The organism is Adlercreutzia mucosicola DSM 19490 (genome assembly GCF_000422625.1).
GTDB classification, from domain to species: Bacteria; Actinomycetota; Coriobacteriia; order Coriobacteriales; family Eggerthellaceae; genus Adlercreutzia; species Adlercreutzia mucosicola.
In genome coordinates, this window is sequence record NZ_AUGK01000003.1 from 79,167 (window position 1) to 95,257 (window position 16,091).

Sequence of the window (16,091 nt, forward strand, 5' to 3'; positions counted from 1 at the left end):
GCAAAGGGGCCCGGTGACTCGCCCAAACGTGATTTTGGTCGCGTGCGAGCGAGCTAAGTGAGGGCGGCGACGAAGGAACGGATGAGGGCGGTGGCCTGGCGGCGATGGGCGGCGTCGGGATTCACGAGGAGGTGGAGGGCGAGGCCATCGAGCAGTGCGTGGAGGTGAGCAGCGATGGCAGCGGGGTCGCCTGCGCGCGACGTTGGGGCGGATTTCGCGGAACGGCTGTTGCCGGCCGCCAGATCGTCGGCGGGCATGCCGCTGATGAGCGACTCAACGCAGCGCCGACAGAAAGTCGCCAGGAGCGCATCCATCTTGCGGGCGTAGGGAGCCAAGTCGGGGTTTGTGAGGGCGGCAGTGGAGAAGGCGGCCCATACGCGGGCCTCGGTTTCCCGTTCTTTGTCTAAGGGCAGCAGCTGCAACAGCATCGCGGTGACGGTCTCGTCCAGGACGGCGCGGGCTTCGGCGACAGAAATGGCCGCGGGGTTGCGGTGGTTGGAAACGAGCGCGGGGGTGTTGTGGTTGGCCGTGGCGCTTTCGTCGCAGGGCGCGGGGTGCGGGTCGGTCGTTCCCGTTTCGGTCAGGCGCTCGGTAACGCGTTCTACGATCAGCTCCATGGCGAATTGCTGCAGGGTAGCTTGGCTGGGGAAGGAGTGCTGGATGGCTCCGGTGGACAGCCCGCACTCCGCTGCCACGGCGCGTACGGTGGCTCCGTCGAGGCCATCACGGCTGGCGATGGCCCATACGGCTTCGGCAATGGTTTCGCGGCGAGCACGCTCGTCGATGATCTTGGGCATGGTGGCGTCCTTAGGTTCGGTGGCGAAATTACACCAACTTTGGCAAAGGGGCTTCCATTCTAATACAAATGTAATATAATACAAGCGTATTATAACCTGAGGGCAGGAGACACCCCATGGAATTATCGGTGCGCAGCTGTGGGCGGAAGGACGATGAGGGAAGAGCCGCCGCGCGTTCTTCCCATCGTTCGAACGGCGATAGCCCCGCGCGTTTCGCGAAAGAGACGGCTGATTGTCTGCGCCCCACGAAAGCGACCGATGTGTTCTGGCGCGGCCTGTTCGGCGCGGGCTATGGCGGTTCGTCCTATGTGGTGGAGGTGGACTTCTTCGACTTCGGCGAGAAGGTGCGGCTGTATCGCGATGGTTGCCTGGCGGAAGAGCAGAAGTCGCCCGCCCGTTTCGTGCTGGATGATGGTGCCGTCATCGAGGCCGCCATGGCGCTATACGGTATGAAACGCGCCCACCTGGTGGCTAGCGGGCGTGCCCGTGCGCTGCTGCCGCTGCCCGGCACGGCCGAGGCGCTGCGTCTCGCCTTCGACCGCGAGCATCCCGTGGCCAGCCGCGTCATCGCCGCGGTGTCCTGGGCAGTGCTGGTGGTGGCGCTGGTCACACAGATTCCCAACCTGCTGAACAGCCTGGCACAGGGAGCTGCCTGGCTGGGAATCCCCTTGGGGTTCTCGGTGCCCACGTTCGCGCTGTCGGAATGGCTGAACACGCTGCTGGGCGCGCTGGGCATTGTGGCCGGGTTGGACCGCGGGTTGCGCATGGTGCACAGTCCGCTGCTTGACGACTAGCAGAATCGGGCGATTTCTACTTCGATGAGGCGGTTCGCGATACCGAAGGCGCGAATGCGGCGTTGGGCGAGGGTGATCTGCGACTGATACCGGCCGAGCTCGTTTTTGGCTTCCAGGCTGTTCAGGGTGGCACGCAGCTTGTGCAACGTAGATTCGATCTGGCGCTTCGCTTCAGCCAGCTCGGCTGGGGTCGGCGGCAATTCCATGTGCAGAATTGGGTAGGGCTCACCCTGTTCGTCGGTTTCAGATCGGCCAATCACGTGCCAGCCGCAGTGCTCATAGAATCCCTGGGCCTGGGGGTTCTGCTCGTTCACGTCGAGGCGTCGCGCTCCCAGTTCGCTTACGGCGAAGGCGAGCAGCGCGCGTCCAATCCCCTGGCCGCGGGCGGAGGGATGGATGAATGAATGAACGGCATCTCCAGCGCCTCGTCCTGAACACCGGCGAATCCGAGGGGCGCGCCCGTCTCGTCGGTGGCGATGGCGAGCTGGCGCACACCGCGCAGGGCGTCGTGCACGCGTTCGGCGTGCATCCGTTGATTTCGACACCGTGAAAGTCAACGGCTGGTCGCTTGCGTCAACCGAGGATGCTTCCCACAATATAAGGTGTCGTGGGGCGTGCGGTTGGCGAATGGCCAGCCCGCAGCTGCCTTTTTCCCGAGGAAAAGAGGAGTGCCATGGAGCAGTTTCAGTTTGCCGAGCGTCTCGCGCGCGAGCGCCGCCGCTGCGGTCTCACGCAGGATCAAGTGGCGGCGCATCTCGGCGTCACCAAGGCCGCGGTGTCGAAGTGGGAGCGTGGGGCCAGCTTGCCGGATATGGCGCAGATGCCCAAGATCGCATCGCTGTTCGCGGTATCGCTGGATGACCTGTTCGGCTATGAGCCGCAGCTGTCTTCGGCCGAGGCGACTGCCTGGTATGTTGAGGTGTTGGCGCAGTTCGCGGACGACCCTGCGACGGCCTTTCGGCGTTGTGGCGAGATGGCGGTGCGGTATTGGTCGTGCGTGGAGGTGCTCTTCTATATAGGCATGGCGCTGTATGGGCAGGTTCCGCAGACGACGGGCGGTGCCGACCGTCCCGTGCAGGGCGACGCGGCGGCTTATGCCGAGCTGGCGGCCCGTTGTTTCGGGCGCGTAAGAGCGTTGGCCCGTCGAGCGGAAGAAGGCGGGCTGGCTGTGGAGGGCGTCTTTGAAGGTGCGGGTTCGCAGGTCGCTCGGGCGAGCGAGACGGCGCCATCGCTGCGCTCGGTAGTGCAGCGCACGGTGGAAGCTGAGGCCGTGGTGCTGCAGTGGCTGGGTCGCGTTTCCGAGGCCGTTGCACTTTTGGAGCCGTTGGTGCCCGACGGGCCTTCTCTGGCGTCTACGGTGCTCGCCGGCATCTATCGGGAGCAAGGGGAAGACGAGCGTGCGGAGCGCACGCTGCAGCGGGCGCTGGTCTTTTCCCTGGTGGATGCCGAGTGTGCGCTGACGGGGTTGGTGGCGGCGCGACAGCATGACGTGGCAGCTTTGGAGCCAGTGGCGCAGGTGGTCGAATCCCTGTGCGCCAACGACGGCGTAGCGTCTCTGAATCCGTCGCTACTTCTCAGCGTGCGCTACGCATACGCGGCGGCGCTTGCCCGTGGAGGTGAGCAAGAGCGGGCATTGGGCGCCCTGCGGCGCTTTGCGGATGCTCTCGATGCTTCTTGGGGCGATGGGTCTGCGGGGCCTCGGGCGTCGCTGTTCGATAAGACTTCCGATGTCCTGTGGAGTGGCGAGCAAGCTGATTACCCGGAACAGCGTGCGAAGGCTGTTGCGGCTTTGCGCCAGCAATACGGCTTGCGGCTGGCGGCCGACCCCTGCTGGGATGGCCTGCGCGACGACGAGAGGTTTGTCGCGCTGACGTCCCGCGTGACGGAGGATGATGTGCGGGAAGGGACATGGAATGTGCGTTGATCTGCTGCTTCGTTGCGCCATCATCGCGGCAGCTGCGTCGTTGGCTTGCGCTTGGATGCAGGCGTTCTGCGAACCGTGGCCTCTGGTGGACGCCTTTGTGCTGGCTCCGACGGCTGAAGTCCAGGTGGTGCGCAGTCTGGGTGTATCGCCGCAGTTGTTGATTCGCACGCGATGTGCATTGCAGGCGGTTTGCGCGTGGTGGGCGACTCGCTTTTGTTTTCGGGGGCGCTGTTTCTTCCCGTCAAAGACATCCCTTGCTGTCCCATTTTAAAACCTCCCAGTCTGTTATTCCTTTCTACAATAAACAAAAATAAAACACTTGTTCGTGAAAGGAAGGACTGATATGGATTCGTCTCCCGATCTCGCTGCGATCCAGAAGTCGTATGAGCGTCCCATTGAGCAACGCGTGCAGGAGGCAGTCGATGGATTGCTGAGCGAGGGCCGGAAGCCCTCGTTTTACCAGGTTGCTCATCGTGCGAAAGTGGCGCGGAGTACGCTGTATCGCAACGCTGCGCTGCGGGCATGCGTGAGCGAAGCGCGTGCGCGTCGTTCCGATGAGCTGATGGCAACTGCTAAGCCGCCCGGGTACACAGGCGACCTGTGGCAGATCGAGTGTCTTCAGGCTGATCTGTCCGCGCTCCAACGCGAGTATGACAGGCTAGAGGGTCAGCTTGAGCTTCAGTGGGCCATGGCCGAACGTTCCGCAACGATATATGGCGTGTGTCTCTGCGAAGCGGCTGCGTAAGTGTGGCCCTGTCTAGTAGCGGCTTCGTCGAGTGTCGCCTTGCGTTTCGCTTTGATGCCCCGATCTCGGCATCAAAGCGAAACGAAAACGTCGTTTGTGCTTAAGGTAACCTTCGGGTATGGTGGGGGCAGAATCGGCGGCGGGCGTCTCCGACAGCCAGCGTGCGGTGGAGGCCCAGCTCCACTGCGACCTGACCATCGACGAGGCGCTTATTGCTCTGGCCCAGCTATCCCTTGAACGCGATCGCGTAGTCGACTTGCGCGCGCGTCAGCCGAAGGTGCGCCTGGGAGAGCGTCTCGCTGGAGCAGGGGTCGCAACGGTGGAATATCGCTACGCCAATTACGACGTGCAGGAAGTAGAGCGCGACTATGAGACGCTGTCCGAAAAGATAGCCGCCATCCAGCTCGAGCTCGACCTCGCTAATCAGACCAAAACCTTCGAGGTAGCTCTATAACGCGGTGCCCGAGCCGCCCTCCCCGCGGCACGGGCTCCCGTTTTCCGGGCGGGGGACGTGCTCCTTCGGGACATTATGGGACGTTGAAGTTGATTCGTTGGCGTTGTTCGGTAGTCCGTAGTTTGTAGTGCTGTGAAGTTTGCCGTTAGCCACGCTGAAACAGCGACTTTTGCCTTACTTCGTCCCCCGCCAAAAACCTGGGATCTTCCACGGAGGCCCTCCCAGTGCCGAGGTTCGGTTTCAGGCACCATCTGTATAGCCCGTCAGGTCTATTGCCTCCCAAACAACCAGAGCAGCCCCAAGAGGGATCAAAACATCTGCCGATCAGTTTGCTCTCCTGCTGCAGAGGCGAAATTACGTCCATGTTCTGTCGCAAAGAGCCGTGCATCAGCCAGGTTCACATGACAATACCCGAAGGGGTTCGTGCCAGGTAGTCTTGATGGTAGGCCTCCGCTGGAAAGAAATTCACCAGTGGCGCGGCTTCAATGTACGGTGCCTGTTCCAGCCGTAACTCCAAGGCAGAAAGAGACGCTTGTACTACAGACTCGTCGGCGGGATCGGTCCAGTAGATGCCCGCCCGATACTGTGTCTCTCGGTCGTTTCCCTGCCGATTGAACGAAAGGGAATCAATGGTGTGCAAGTATGCTTCCAGTAACAGCGACAGCGGAATAGCTCCAGCATCGTAGCTCATGCGTGCCGTTTCAGCGGCTCCCATCTTCCCGGAACATACCTCCTTATAAGCAGGTTCTTCTGCCAAGCTATTGGCATATCCTGCCTCGGTATCAGCCACACCCGGCAACTGCCTCAGGTAAGCCTCAGTCCCCAAAAGCACCCGTCAGCCAAATAAATCTCGTGCACGTTCACTGCGGCCTCCTTTTAATGATCGGGCAGAAAAAGAGTGTAACAGATGTGCTCTCTGATGAAGTTGCTCCTGAATTGCTGTTAGATGACGGCGGTGGTGCCTTCTCGACAATGTCATCGCTCGAATTGCTTTGATGATCGCTGCTGCTTCGCTTTAACCAGGGGCGTTTGAATGAAAGCTGATAGGGTCGGTTGCAATGGATGGGAGGTCGATAGGGTAGAATAGCCGAAATCCCTTATCGGCATGAGGAGAGCGCGATGGGCCAATTCCAGTACGGTGTAGTTAGGATGAACGAAGAGTTCTTCGAAGATGTGGTTGTGGAGCACTTGGTCGACGAGTTGGGTTATGAGCATCTCTATGGCCCGAGTATTGAGCGCACCGACGATCGCTACCGGGATATTTTTCTGCCTGATGTTTTGCCGGCGGCGCTTGCGCGCATTAATCCCGGTCTTCCGAGGGCGGCGGTTCAGGAAGCCATTGAAAAGCTGAACAATGTTGAAGGCGGTTCTCTCGAGCAACGCAATGGTATGCATGTAAGCCTCGTTTCTGTTGCGGTATGATTGCAAAAATTGATGTTTGCACATACAAACGTTATCATATAGATGGTCATGCATACACAAACAGGGAGGCAATTATGGCCGCTAGCACTCTCACCATCCGGCTTGATAGCGATCTTAAGAACGAGGCTTCGCGGGTCGTTGAACATTATGGGCTCGATATCTCTACTGCAATGCGAATGTTTCTGACGCAGATTGTGAACACCAACGCAATTCCCCTCTCACTTGATTACGAGCAGCCCAATGAAGAAAGTTTGATCGCTATTCAGGAGACAAGGGAAATGATTGCTAACGGATCGGGCGAAAGTTATCGCAGTGGGCGCGACCTCATTCAGGCTGCTCTGGTATGAGTTCCTGTCTCGAGGCGAAATTCACGCCAGCATTTAGCAAAGATCTAAAAAAGAAAGCCTCCAAGCGCAATTGGAATCTCTCCGATCTGGAGTCCGTGATTGATCTTATTTTGGACAACAGCGCCAAATCGATTGAGACATTAAAGCGTCGGCGCAACATGCATCGGCTTTCAGGCAAATGGGAGGGAAGCAGCGAGTGTCACGTCGCCAACGCTGGAGATTGGCTTCTCGTCTGGTGCGTTGGCAGTGGAATCGCTTATTTCCAGAGAACTGGTTCTCACGAAGAGCTATTTCGCTAGTGTGTTGATTGACTCAGGGGCATTTGATCCAGATTCGAGCAACTTGCGCCGATAAATGACCATTTGGCTTTCAGTCTTCTTGGCGGTGCTCGGTCTTGACGTATGCGATCATTCCGACGACAAATAAAGTACAATCGACTGAGTGAACAGACTGCTTGTTTGCTTGATGGCTTATTGAGGTGGAACGATGTTGGCTGATGAGGAGGGATGATGGCGGTTCCTAAGTATGATGAGATGATGGTTCCCGTTTTGCGACGCATTGGGGCAGAGCCTGGCGCTGCGGTAACAAGCAAGCAGCTCCGCCGGTTTGTGATTGAGCATTGGGGTCTCAGCGACAGCGAGACATCGGAAACTATTTCAAGTGGTTTCGAGCGGTATGCCAACAATATGCTGTGGGCTTGCACCTACTTAAAGCAGGCGAAGTGCATCGAATCGCCCAAGCGAGGCGCTTATGTGATTACGGATCGAGGATTGGAGCTGCTCGGCACTGGTGTTGAGAGCCTCGATCGTCAATCGCTCATGAGGTATCCGGAATTCTGCGATTTTCTGAATCGGAGTCGCAAAGGGAAGCCGTCCGCCCCGCAATCGATGATCAATGAATCATCACAATCAGTGGTAGAAGAAGGAGAGTCTCCGGAAGATGTTATAGAGGGGGCGTTTCGCAGCATTGAGGCTGCGTTGGTTTCCGACATTCTTGAGGCTATTATGCAGCAGTCGCCAGCATTTTTTGAGCGCTTGGTGGTTCAGCTGCTGCTCGCCATGGGCTATGGCGATTCATTTGACGAGTCGGGCTCGGTGACGCCGCTTTCAAACGATGGGGGCATCGATGGCGTTATCCGCGAGGACAAGCTCGGCTTTGAAAACATCTACATTCAGGCAAAGCGATGGGATCTGAATGCGAGTGTCGGACGGCCCGACTTGCAGGCATTTGTGGGCGCTTTGACGGGAACGGGCGCGACAAAGGGTCTTTTTATCACAACGGCGCGATTCTCGAAAGGCGCCCTTCAGTTTGCAAGTATGCAGCATGCCATAAAACTTGTGCTTGTGGATGGAGATCAGCTCGCACGTTTGATGGCCGCCCATAATGTTGGCGTCTCGGTTCGACACACCTATGAGATCAAGGGTATTGATCGCGACTATTTCGATATAGGCGATTAGACCGAAGCTGTAAGTGCGCTTTGGTTATGAGGTGGTTGAGGGTTCGCGTGCTGGGACGGTTTTGGACAATCTGGAAGTGACTGTCTACAGACGCGAACTGAGTGGTGACGATGCCTGCGCGCCTCTCTTTATTGTAGGTACAGTAGATGGAGTGATATCGGAGAAAGGCCAACTTGTGGATCGTATCGAAGGTGTCTTGTTGATGCGGATGGGACGCTGATCGACACCTACGATGTCATTCTGACGCCGATGCGTTATGCAGCGAATGAGGCGCTTGACCACTCGTGGCAAGCGGAAGGTGGGCAAAAAGGGCCGGTGGGGAATGTCCACCGCGCTATAATACGCTGCAACGAGAGGGGCCTTCGCTGACGCCGTCCGCACCGCTATCCGTGCCTACCGTGCTCGCTGGGGTGAGGTGCCTGGCACTAAGGATCGCCTTGCTCGGCGATGCGCGTGCCGCCATCAAGACGTCTGATGTTTTGAAGGCGGTACCGGGTGCGTTCGGTCGTTTTTGGGGTATGCTCGTGGCGGAGGCCCCATTGAGGTTCCGACCGCGACAACGACGGCTGGGGGGCGCTCCCATGATCGCCGCCGCTGGGCATTTGCAATGGTGGCTGGACACGAATGTCATTGCCGCGCTCCGCAGAAAGGCTCCTATGAACGATATTCAGGGCATCTTGTTCGATGCCGACGGCACGCTGGTCGATACCTACGACATCATTCTCGCCTCCATGCGCTACGCCATCAACGACGTGCTGGGGCGCGATCTGTCCGATGATGTGCTCATGGCCGGCGTCGGTACGCCCCTGCGCGATCAGATGGTCGGCTTCGCGGAAGGCGACGAGGCCCTGGCCGAGCATTTGCTGACGACCTACCGCGAGCACAACGTGGCCGTGCACGATGCGCAGGTGCGGGCCTTTCCCGACACGCGCGCGGCCCTTGGGCGCATGCGGGCCGCGGGCATTCCGATGGCGGTCGTCACGTCGAAGCGCCACGCCCTGGCCGAGCGCGGGCTGGCCATGAGCGGCATCGCCGAGTTCTTCCCCGTGCTCATCGGCCCCGACGATTGGCCCGAGCACAAGCCGGCGCCCGGGCCGCTGCTGCGCGCCTGCGAGCTCATGGGGCTCGATCCGACCCGCTGCCTCTATGTGGGCGACAGCCCCTTCGACATCCAGGCCGGTAACGCCGCCGGCTGCGCCACGGTGGCCGCCCTCTGGGGCATGTTCCCCACGGAGGCTCTTGCCGCCGAGAATCCCACGATAATGTGCGAATCCCTCGCAGAGCTAGCAGACCGCCTCGGCTGCTAGCGCCCGATGCGATCTGGGATCGCGTTCTCGCGTACGTTTTTTCAATCGGCCGCCGTGAATCCACAGGATGCCCGGCGTCTGCTCGGGCGGCCGAGCGCTTGCCACCGGCCGCATGACCAGCAGGCGGATGTCGCGCCCGGCAGAGGGAATGGTGCACCACTCCTCGCTACGATGCCTCTGTTCCATGGCATGTCGCCTTTCTGTTCGGCTCCCTAAAATCCCAGTACCTCGCCGACGTTGGCGGCGATGCAGAGATCGGCTGTGCCGTCGCGCCCGCATATCGATTCCGGGCGGTAAACGCAATATGGGGCTTGCCTCCTAGCCGGCATCGGCGAATCGTTCCATGCGCTCGGCTTCCGCTTCGGACAAGCGGCAAAACATGGCCGCCAACCCTTCGTAGTCACTCCGGGCCAGCGCCTCCATGTACGCGGCGCGCTCCTCCACAGGGATGACCACAGGGGCAAGCCCGGCTCGCATAAGTCCGCGATTTATGAGAATGCGCCCCGTGCGCCCGTTGCCGTCTTCGAAAGGGTGAATTCTCTCGAATCGGATATGAAATTTCGCCTCGCGCAGGAAGGGGTCCTCCCCCTCGTCGTGGTTGTACTCCCATACCAGCTGCATCATGAGCTGGTTCACCTGGTTAGGAGCCGGCGGCATGTGCTCGGCGCCGCGAATCACCACCTGCACCCGCCGATAATCGTCAACCTCGCTGATGTTGCGATTAATGCCTTGTGCTATGTCCTTGATGAGCCTCTCGGAAAGACTGGTGCTCAGTTCGCCCGTGGCGACGCCGAGAGCGTACTTGTGGTTAATTGCCTCGTACAACTCGCGCGCCGTAGCCGTCACCTTCATGGAATTATCGTTCCATAAAATGGCATACGTCTCAGCATAAGACAGCGTGCTGCCCTCGATGGCATTCGAGTGGTATGTGCTGCGCGTCACGTAATCTTCGAAGTAAGCTTGATGATCGCGCATGAATTCCATGACATCCACGGGGCACTCCTTGGAGGGGGTTCGGTCATTGGGGGTTTCATTTTAGCACGCAAGAAAACCCTCCCTCTCGCCTCTGGCTGGGAGTGCGCCGCCATGGTGCTGGCGATTGCGAAATCCAGTGCGGACTCGCTTCGGCTACAATCCCAGCTCGGTCTCTCCCCACTGCTTCATGGCCAGAAGGATCGGTACGAAGCTTTTGCCTCGGGGCGTGAGGGTGTACTCGACGCGCGGGGGCACCTCGCCGAAGTCCGTGCGGGTGAGGAAGCCGTCCTCGACCAGTTCTTTGAGCTGCTTGGAGAGTGTCGATTCGGAGATATTGCCGATGCAGCGGCGCAGCTGGCCAAAGTGGCGCACGTCCTTCAAAGCGATGTAGAAGAGGATCTCGATCTTCCATTTCCCGCCGATCATGCGCTGGATAGTCGAGACCGATCGGCAGCGCTCGATTTCCTCGCCGCGCCTTTTCGCCATGGGCACCTCCTTTATGCACTCCAGAAAAAGACAGTACTTCACGGTTTGTAGCTCTTCTCCCATGATAGCAGCATGCAGCGGGACTGCCGGCGGGCAGCCGAAGGGAAAGGAAGCAAGTCATGCACTACACGGGAACTATCTGGCGGCCGCCCTACGAGGCCGATTCGCTCATCATCGAGGCCACGGCGGGATGCACCCACCATGCCTGCAAGTTCTGCACGCTTTACGCCGATTTGCCGTTCAAGTTCAGGCCATCCCCAATCGAGCATATCGAGGCCGACCTGCTGGAAGCGCAGACTTGGTACCACGATCCGCTGCGCAAGGCCGAGGAGCGGCTCTTCGAAACGCGGCGGGCGAGCTGCGAGCGCATCTTCCTGGCGGGCGCGAACCCTTTCGGGCTCAAGGCGAAGGGGCTGCTTGAGATAGCCGGTCTGGCGCACGGGTACTTTCCGGAGTGCCGGAGCATCGGATGCTTCTCGCGCATAACCGACGTAGCGCACAAGACCGATGCGGAGCTGACAGAACTGGCGGCGGCCGGCTACGACGGCCTCACCTTGGGGATCGAGACGGGGGACGACGACGCGCTCGCGTTCATGAACAAGGGCTATGGGGCCCGCGACATCGTCGAGCAGTGCGCCCGGCTCGATGCGGCGGGCATCTCCTACGCCTTTTTCTACCTGGTGGGCATCGCGGGGCGGGGGCGCGGCCTTGAGGGCGCCCGGCGCACGGCCGCCGTGGTGAACCGCACGCACCCGTGGCTTATCGGTGCCAACATGCTCACGGTGTACGAGGACTCCGAGCTGCACCGGGAAATCGTCGCCGGCAACTGGCAAGAAGCGGCCGAGGTGGAGAAGTACGAGGAGGTAAAGGAGCTAGTGGGCGCTCTTTCCGTGCCGACCGAGTTCGCCATGCTGGGCGCTTCCAACCCGGTAATGCTGCAGGGCCGCTTGCCCGAGCAGCGAGAGCAGATCCTGGCGGCTCTCGACACCATTATCACCGACATCGGTGAGGAGCGCCTGCGGAGCTACCGTACCAGCCTTCGGCACTTGTAGGTGTTTCAGACGCGAGGGCTTTCCGAGAGTCCGAGCTTGGTGTGAAGCGCCGCCCTCCCATGCTGCTGCTCCCTTGACAAAACAGTAAACGACAGTAAAAACTTTGGCTGCTCCGCGTTCGAGGAGGTGCTTACTTCCCCTGCTTGTGGTGCAGAAGCGCGCTGGTGCCGTAGAGGCGGATTGAGCCGCCGTCGAGCTCGTTCACCTCGCCCACGTACTCCCAGCCGCATTTCTCGTAGAACCCTACGAGGTCGGTGACCAGGTACAGGCGGCCGTGGCCCATGGCGGACACCTCGGCGCGAGCGTGGTCGAGCAGGCGCCGCGAACAGCCCCGTTATTCGGGAAGCTTGCAGACGCCTACCCAAGTGCCGTGGGTGATTTCCGCTAGCTCGGCGGGGGAAAGCTCGATGGCGCTGTTCGAGCTCCCGCAGGCGGGGAACACGGTGCTGAAGCGCTTGAGGGATTCGTCCAGGTAGATGTCGCACTTCTCGTTCACGCCGAAGGGGCACACGCCTCCCACTGCGTGTCCGATGCGCGCCTCGGCTTCATCGGGGCTCAGCATCTTCGGCTTCGTGGCGAATTGCGCCTTGAATTTCGGGTTGGCGATGCGGGCGTCTCCCGCGCACACCACCAGGGCAACGCGGTCGCCGATGGCGAAGGAGAGGGTCTTCGCGATCCGCGCGGACTCGCACCCCACGGCCGCAGCCGCCAGCTCCACCGTGGCGCTCGATGTGTCGAACTCCATCACCGCATCGGCCTTGCCGAACTTCGCAAGATGATCTTTCGCCTTCTCCAGCGACATGGTTTCTCCCTCCAGCTGCGCGTTACGTGCAAGCAGCATAGCACACACTCGATTCGACAGTAATTGAAACGAACCGGGATCGCCGCTGCAGTATCTATTGCAGTCGAAAGTTCAAATGTGGCGCTTCTCCCCTCGCTGCAGGTGCGGGATGGGGATCGGGCCACCCCTGCCGTCGGCTTCCGAGCTGCCGACGGCAGGGGCGAAGCCCCGACACGGGAGCGATGGGCGTTACTCCACAACGAGCTCGCGGACGCTAACGTCCTTGATCCTCCTTGACATTCCGAAGGCCGAGAGCGCGAAGGCGAGGGCGAAGACCGCGCTGATGGCAAGCGCCTCCCAGACAGGCAGCGAGAGGCTGAACGCGCCGACGCCGAACAGGCCGAACAGCGAGCTGACCAGGGCGCCCCCAGCTGCCATCGTGAGGGCCGACCCCACCAGGGCGCCCGCCGCCGACACGCCGAGGAAGCGCAGCGCGAACGAGGCGCGCAACGAGGCCACCGTGAATCCCATGGCGCGATAGATGCCCATATCACGACGCTCGGAAAGGAGCGTTCGCCTGCTTATCAGCATCACGGCAACGCAGGCAAGGGCCATCGCAAATGCGGACATGACATAGCCCATGATCGTCAGCATGTCCCTGCAGAGCAAAAGCATGTTCGTGCTCGACCCGAACAGTCCGGTCAGCTCGGTGTCAACGCTGTCCCCGAACCTGCTTGCAAGCGCCTCTACCACTTCTTCGGCCTTATCGGGATCGGCCAGCTGGTACTGACGCGAAACGTCCGTGGCGTCCGCCCCCAACTCCACCAGCTCCTGAAATCCCTCATGAGTGAGGACGACGCCATTGCCCCCATTGAGCACCGATGACAGCAAACCGCTTACGATGTAGGTTCGCTCCTCGCCGTCGCCCTTCTCCACCTGCAGCTCATCGCCCACCGAAAGCCCCTTGGCGCGGGCAAGGCTCAATCCTACGAGCGCCTCGTTGGCGTGCTTTGGCGCGCGTCCCGAGACGATGGACGCCTCCTCCAGAACGCCCGTGTCGGACAGTCCGATGAAGGTGCAGGCCTCGCCGCTCAAATTGAGAATCGCTGCGCTTTCTTCCCACTCGCGCGTTATGGGAGAGATGCCCTCTATGGTTTCACGCACCTCGTCAAGGCTCACTTCCTGCGCATCGAAGCGAACCGAGCCGTCGCTCTTCCACACGCCAAAGGCCTTGTACATCGCGTCGTCTCCGGCAACCGCGCCGCCGATTCCGAAGCACAGCGCGACGAAAGCGCACAGCGGCAGGGAGCAAACGCCGATTCCAAGATAGCGTCCCTTCTCGGACACGATCGCCCGCCATGCCAGCGACGCCCTCAGCCGATTGCCCGATATCGCGCTCGCCCCACGTGGCGAGAAGCGGATGTCGCCATCGCCTTGCCGGAGTGCCGCCAAAGGCGTGATGCGCCCTATCTTGCGGGCCATCACGGCAACGCATACCACGAGGGCCGCCAAGAGGGCAGCACAGCAGCAAAGGCCCACCCAAGGAAAGGATGCCTCAACCACGAGGATTCCCGTGATGAGCAAGAACATCGGCCAGAAGAGCGGCTCCAGAAGGCAGCCCGCGACGAAGCCGAGGACGAGGCCAATGAACGCGACGAACGCATACTGCATGACGAGGGCCCTACGGAGCGCATTGCGCGGAAGCCCCACCCCTTTCAGGACGCCCCAGTCGGCATAGCCGCTCTGTATGTTCGAGGACGCCGTGTGCAGGCACAGGATGAGGGCTACCACAAACAGGATGAGCGAGAACACGGCAAGCACCGCGGTGATGACCTGCACCACCAAAAGACTGTAGCCAGCGAGAGTCTGCCGGGAGAAAAGCGTGTGCGCGGATTCGCCCCACGAGGTCCCATCGTCGATCAGCTGCGTCAGATCGTGCCCGTCGATGCCCTGGGAGCGTGCCTCGGGCGTCAGCATCACGTTGATCTCCCTGATGGGGTACGCTTCCTTCTCCATGGCCATGGCGCCGCTGGAGACACCGGCGCCGGATACGCCCGTCTCCTCAACTTCCGCCAACAGCTTCTCGAAAGTGCCGGAAGACAGCAGATAGCGCTTTATCTCCATGAAGGGCGTCCCCATCTGCGGATCTTCGTAGAATCCCGCGACGCGCAGAGAGGTCTCCCGTCCGCCGATATCGAGCACCAGGTAGTCGCCTATCTGTATGTTGTGCAGAGTGCGCTCCGCAATGCGGACGTAGGCCTCGCCGTCCGCCGGCCCTCTCTCATCGTCGCGATACGACGAGAGGTCATCGGCGAAGACGTTGAAGTCGAGGGATGAGCCCCAGGCCTCATAGGCGCTTGCCGACGGCGGTGCGGTTTTCACGACCTCGTTTCCCTGGGCATCTTCGACGCGCGTGGGTGCGGCGAAAGCCTCGGTCACCTTCACCTCGGCAACTTCGGGAAGCGCCTCTATCTCGCGAACGTCCTCATCGGTGAGGTTCGCGATCAGGTCGTTGGCGAAAACATCTCCCGCTTCGGCCTCATCGAGCAAGGCCTCCTCGCGATTGGAGAGGTCGGCGAAGAGGCTGGTGGTCAGCGTCAGTGCGAAGGCGGCAAGGAACAAGAGCAGTGCGAGGCCGACGAACGTCCCTTTGTCCTTCCGCAACCCTGCGAGCACAAGCGTGCGCAACGGTTCCATGGCGCACCCCCTACCAGGATAGCGAGGCAAGCCAGGCGCTCGCCATGGCCTCGCGCTCGCGAACGTAGGCTTCGTCGCCGGAGAGCACCGGGTCCCAAGGCGCCAACTCCAGCTCGCCGCGGATGCCACCGTCCTCGAAGTAGAGCACGCGGTTGCCGCGGACGGCGCTGCGCACGTCGTGGGTCACCATGAGGATGCTGATGCCGTCGCGGTTGAGCTCGCCCAGAAGGTCGAGCACCTCCAGGCTGTTCGCGCGGTTGAGGGCACCGGTAGGCTCGTCGGCGAACACGATCGCCGGCTCGTTCACCACTGCGCGGGCCACGGCGCAGCGCTGCTTCTGGCCGCCGGACGCTTGGCTGGGAAGGTGCGAGGCAACTTGCGCCAGCCCCATGCGCGCAACCAGCTCGTCGGTGGCGCGCTTCGTCTCGGAGGCGCTGCGCCCCCGCTTCAGATAGCCGGGCACGGCGATGTTCTCGTACAGGGTGAGGTTGCTCACGAGGTTCGCCGCCTGAAAGACGAACCCGAAGCGCTGCGCCCTCAGCTCGGAGAGCCGGCCCTGCCCAAGGCGGGCGATGTCCTCGCCTTCGAAGATGACCTCGCCCGAGGTGGGGGCATCCATGCCCGAGAGGCAGTAGAGCAGCGTGGATTTTCCCGAGCCTGAAGGGCCCATAATCGAGGTGAAATCCCCCTGGTAAAGATCGAGGCCGACGCTTCCCAGGACATGGGCCTGCACGCCGTCCGCAACGTAGGTCTTCGACAGTTTTCGCGTCGAGAGTATGGTTTCGCGCATGGTTGGTCCTTTCCCTTGTGCGCCGTCGGCCCCATCATAGAAAGACGGCCATTAAGGAATCAT

Annotated in this window: 21 protein-coding genes; 11 read left to right on the forward strand and 10 right to left on the reverse strand. The window is 60.9% G+C overall.

What is annotated here, in order from left to right; genetic code table 11:
- Positions 1-53: 53 nt before the first annotated feature.
- Positions 54-797 carry a TetR/AcrR family transcriptional regulator gene (locus tag G503_RS12855; RefSeq protein WP_035021209.1) on the reverse strand — a complete coding sequence of 248 codons (744 nt, stop codon included), beginning with the start codon at positions 795-797 and terminating at the stop codon, positions 54-56.
- A gap of 260 nt (positions 798-1,057) precedes the next feature.
- Between G503_RS12855 and G503_RS15345 the strand changes: the two genes are divergently transcribed.
- Entirely contained in the window at positions 1,058-1,591 is a 534-nt protein-coding gene (locus tag G503_RS15345) for a hypothetical protein (protein ID WP_051190777.1), read from the forward strand.
- On the opposite strand, the gene G503_RS16610 is transcribed toward G503_RS15345, so the two are convergent.
- Positions 1,588-2,037: a GNAT family N-acetyltransferase gene (locus G503_RS16610; RefSeq protein WP_235715462.1), complete on the reverse strand. Its 450-nt coding sequence runs from the start codon at positions 2,035-2,037 to the stop codon at positions 1,588-1,590. The genes G503_RS15345 and G503_RS16610 overlap by 4 nt on opposite strands.
- On the opposite strand from G503_RS16610, the gene G503_RS16615 reads away from it, so the two are divergent.
- From G503_RS16615 to G503_RS12870, 4 genes are all read left to right on the forward strand, one after another.
- Positions 1,992-2,141, forward strand: coding sequence for a hypothetical protein (locus tag G503_RS16615; RefSeq protein WP_169628132.1), 150 nt, complete (start codon positions 1,992-1,994; stop codon positions 2,139-2,141). The two genes, G503_RS16610 and G503_RS16615, sit on opposite strands and share 46 nt — an antisense overlap.
- 123 nt (positions 2,142-2,264) lie before the next feature.
- Positions 2,265-3,515 (forward strand): helix-turn-helix transcriptional regulator, encoded by a 1,251-nt coding sequence (locus G503_RS15350; protein ID WP_051190778.1) that lies wholly within the window; start codon positions 2,265-2,267, stop codon positions 3,513-3,515.
- Positions 3,516-3,858: 343 nt separating this feature from the next.
- Positions 3,859-4,260, forward strand: a complete 402-nt coding sequence (locus G503_RS0100345) for a DUF6262 family protein (protein WP_028026015.1) — start codon at positions 3,859-3,861, stop codon at positions 4,258-4,260.
- A 118-nt stretch (positions 4,261-4,378) separates the two neighbouring features.
- Positions 4,379-4,714, forward strand: a complete 336-nt coding sequence (locus G503_RS12870; protein ID WP_051190779.1) for a hypothetical protein — start codon at positions 4,379-4,381, stop codon at positions 4,712-4,714.
- A 397-nt stretch (positions 4,715-5,111) separates the two neighbouring features.
- Here G503_RS12870 and msrA read toward each other — a convergent pair whose 3' ends face one another.
- On the reverse strand, positions 5,112-5,546 hold the full coding sequence (msrA, locus tag G503_RS15355; protein ID WP_084636168.1) for a peptide-methionine (S)-S-oxide reductase MsrA: 435 nt from the start codon (positions 5,544-5,546) through the stop codon (positions 5,112-5,114).
- Between the two features lie 317 nt (positions 5,547-5,863).
- Here msrA and G503_RS0100360 point away from each other — a divergent pair, with 317 nt between their 5' ends.
- From G503_RS0100360 to G503_RS0100375, 5 genes are all read left to right on the forward strand, one after another.
- Positions 5,864-6,136, forward strand: a complete 273-nt coding sequence (locus G503_RS0100360) for a hypothetical protein (RefSeq protein WP_156891835.1) — start codon at positions 5,864-5,866, stop codon at positions 6,134-6,136.
- Positions 6,137-6,210: 74 nt separating this feature from the next.
- Entirely contained in the window at positions 6,211-6,483 is a 273-nt protein-coding gene (locus G503_RS0100365) for a type II toxin-antitoxin system RelB/DinJ family antitoxin (RefSeq protein WP_028026018.1), read from the forward strand.
- Positions 6,480-6,782 carry a type II toxin-antitoxin system RelE/ParE family toxin gene (locus G503_RS15840; RefSeq protein WP_084636169.1) on the forward strand — a complete coding sequence of 101 codons (303 nt, stop codon included), beginning with the start codon at positions 6,480-6,482 and terminating at the stop codon, positions 6,780-6,782. The genes G503_RS0100365 and G503_RS15840 overlap by 4 nt, the downstream gene beginning before the upstream one ends.
- Positions 6,783-6,989: 207 nt before the next feature.
- Positions 6,990-7,940 (forward strand): restriction endonuclease, encoded by a 951-nt coding sequence (locus G503_RS0100370; protein ID WP_084636170.1) that lies wholly within the window; start codon positions 6,990-6,992, stop codon positions 7,938-7,940.
- A gap of 656 nt (positions 7,941-8,596) precedes the next feature.
- Positions 8,597-9,247, forward strand: a complete 651-nt coding sequence (locus tag G503_RS0100375) for an HAD family hydrolase (RefSeq protein WP_028026020.1) — start codon at positions 8,597-8,599, stop codon at positions 9,245-9,247.
- On the opposite strand, the gene G503_RS16145 is transcribed toward G503_RS0100375, so the two are convergent.
- From G503_RS16145 to G503_RS0100385, 3 genes are all read right to left on the reverse strand, one after another.
- Positions 9,224-9,433 carry a hypothetical protein gene (locus G503_RS16145; RefSeq protein WP_156891836.1) on the reverse strand — a complete coding sequence of 70 codons (210 nt, stop codon included), beginning with the start codon at positions 9,431-9,433 and terminating at the stop codon, positions 9,224-9,226. The two genes, G503_RS0100375 and G503_RS16145, sit on opposite strands and share 24 nt — an antisense overlap.
- 132 nt (positions 9,434-9,565) lie before the next feature.
- A complete protein-coding gene (locus tag G503_RS0100380) occupies positions 9,566-10,231 on the reverse strand; it encodes a Fic family protein (protein ID WP_235715463.1) in 666 nt (221 codons plus the stop codon).
- A 144-nt stretch (positions 10,232-10,375) separates the two neighbouring features.
- On the reverse strand, positions 10,376-10,708 hold the full coding sequence (locus G503_RS0100385; protein ID WP_035021214.1) for a winged helix-turn-helix transcriptional regulator: 333 nt from the start codon (positions 10,706-10,708) through the stop codon (positions 10,376-10,378).
- Between the two features lie 119 nt (positions 10,709-10,827).
- Here G503_RS0100385 and G503_RS0100390 point away from each other — a divergent pair, with 119 nt between their 5' ends.
- Positions 10,828-11,760 (forward strand): radical SAM protein, encoded by a 933-nt coding sequence (locus G503_RS0100390; protein ID WP_028026023.1) that lies wholly within the window; start codon positions 10,828-10,830, stop codon positions 11,758-11,760.
- A 130-nt stretch (positions 11,761-11,890) separates the two neighbouring features.
- Here the strand turns inward: G503_RS0100390 and G503_RS16150 are convergent, their stop codons facing one another.
- The 4 genes from G503_RS16150 to G503_RS0100410 form a co-directional block, all read right to left on the reverse strand.
- Positions 11,891-12,043 carry a hypothetical protein gene (locus G503_RS16150; RefSeq protein WP_156891837.1) on the reverse strand — a complete coding sequence of 51 codons (153 nt, stop codon included), beginning with the start codon at positions 12,041-12,043 and terminating at the stop codon, positions 11,891-11,893.
- Positions 12,044-12,094: 51 nt separating this feature from the next.
- Positions 12,095-12,562, reverse strand: coding sequence for a YbaK/EbsC family protein (locus tag G503_RS0100400; RefSeq protein ID WP_028026024.1), 468 nt, complete (start codon positions 12,560-12,562; stop codon positions 12,095-12,097).
- A 228-nt stretch (positions 12,563-12,790) separates the two neighbouring features.
- Complete coding sequence (locus G503_RS0100405; RefSeq protein ID WP_028026025.1) at positions 12,791-15,238, reverse strand: FtsX-like permease family protein; 2,448 nt, start codon at positions 15,236-15,238, stop codon at positions 12,791-12,793.
- A 10-nt stretch (positions 15,239-15,248) separates the two neighbouring features.
- Entirely contained in the window at positions 15,249-16,028 is a 780-nt protein-coding gene (locus G503_RS0100410; protein WP_028026026.1) for an ABC transporter ATP-binding protein, read from the reverse strand.
- Positions 16,029-16,091 lie beyond the last annotated feature (63 nt).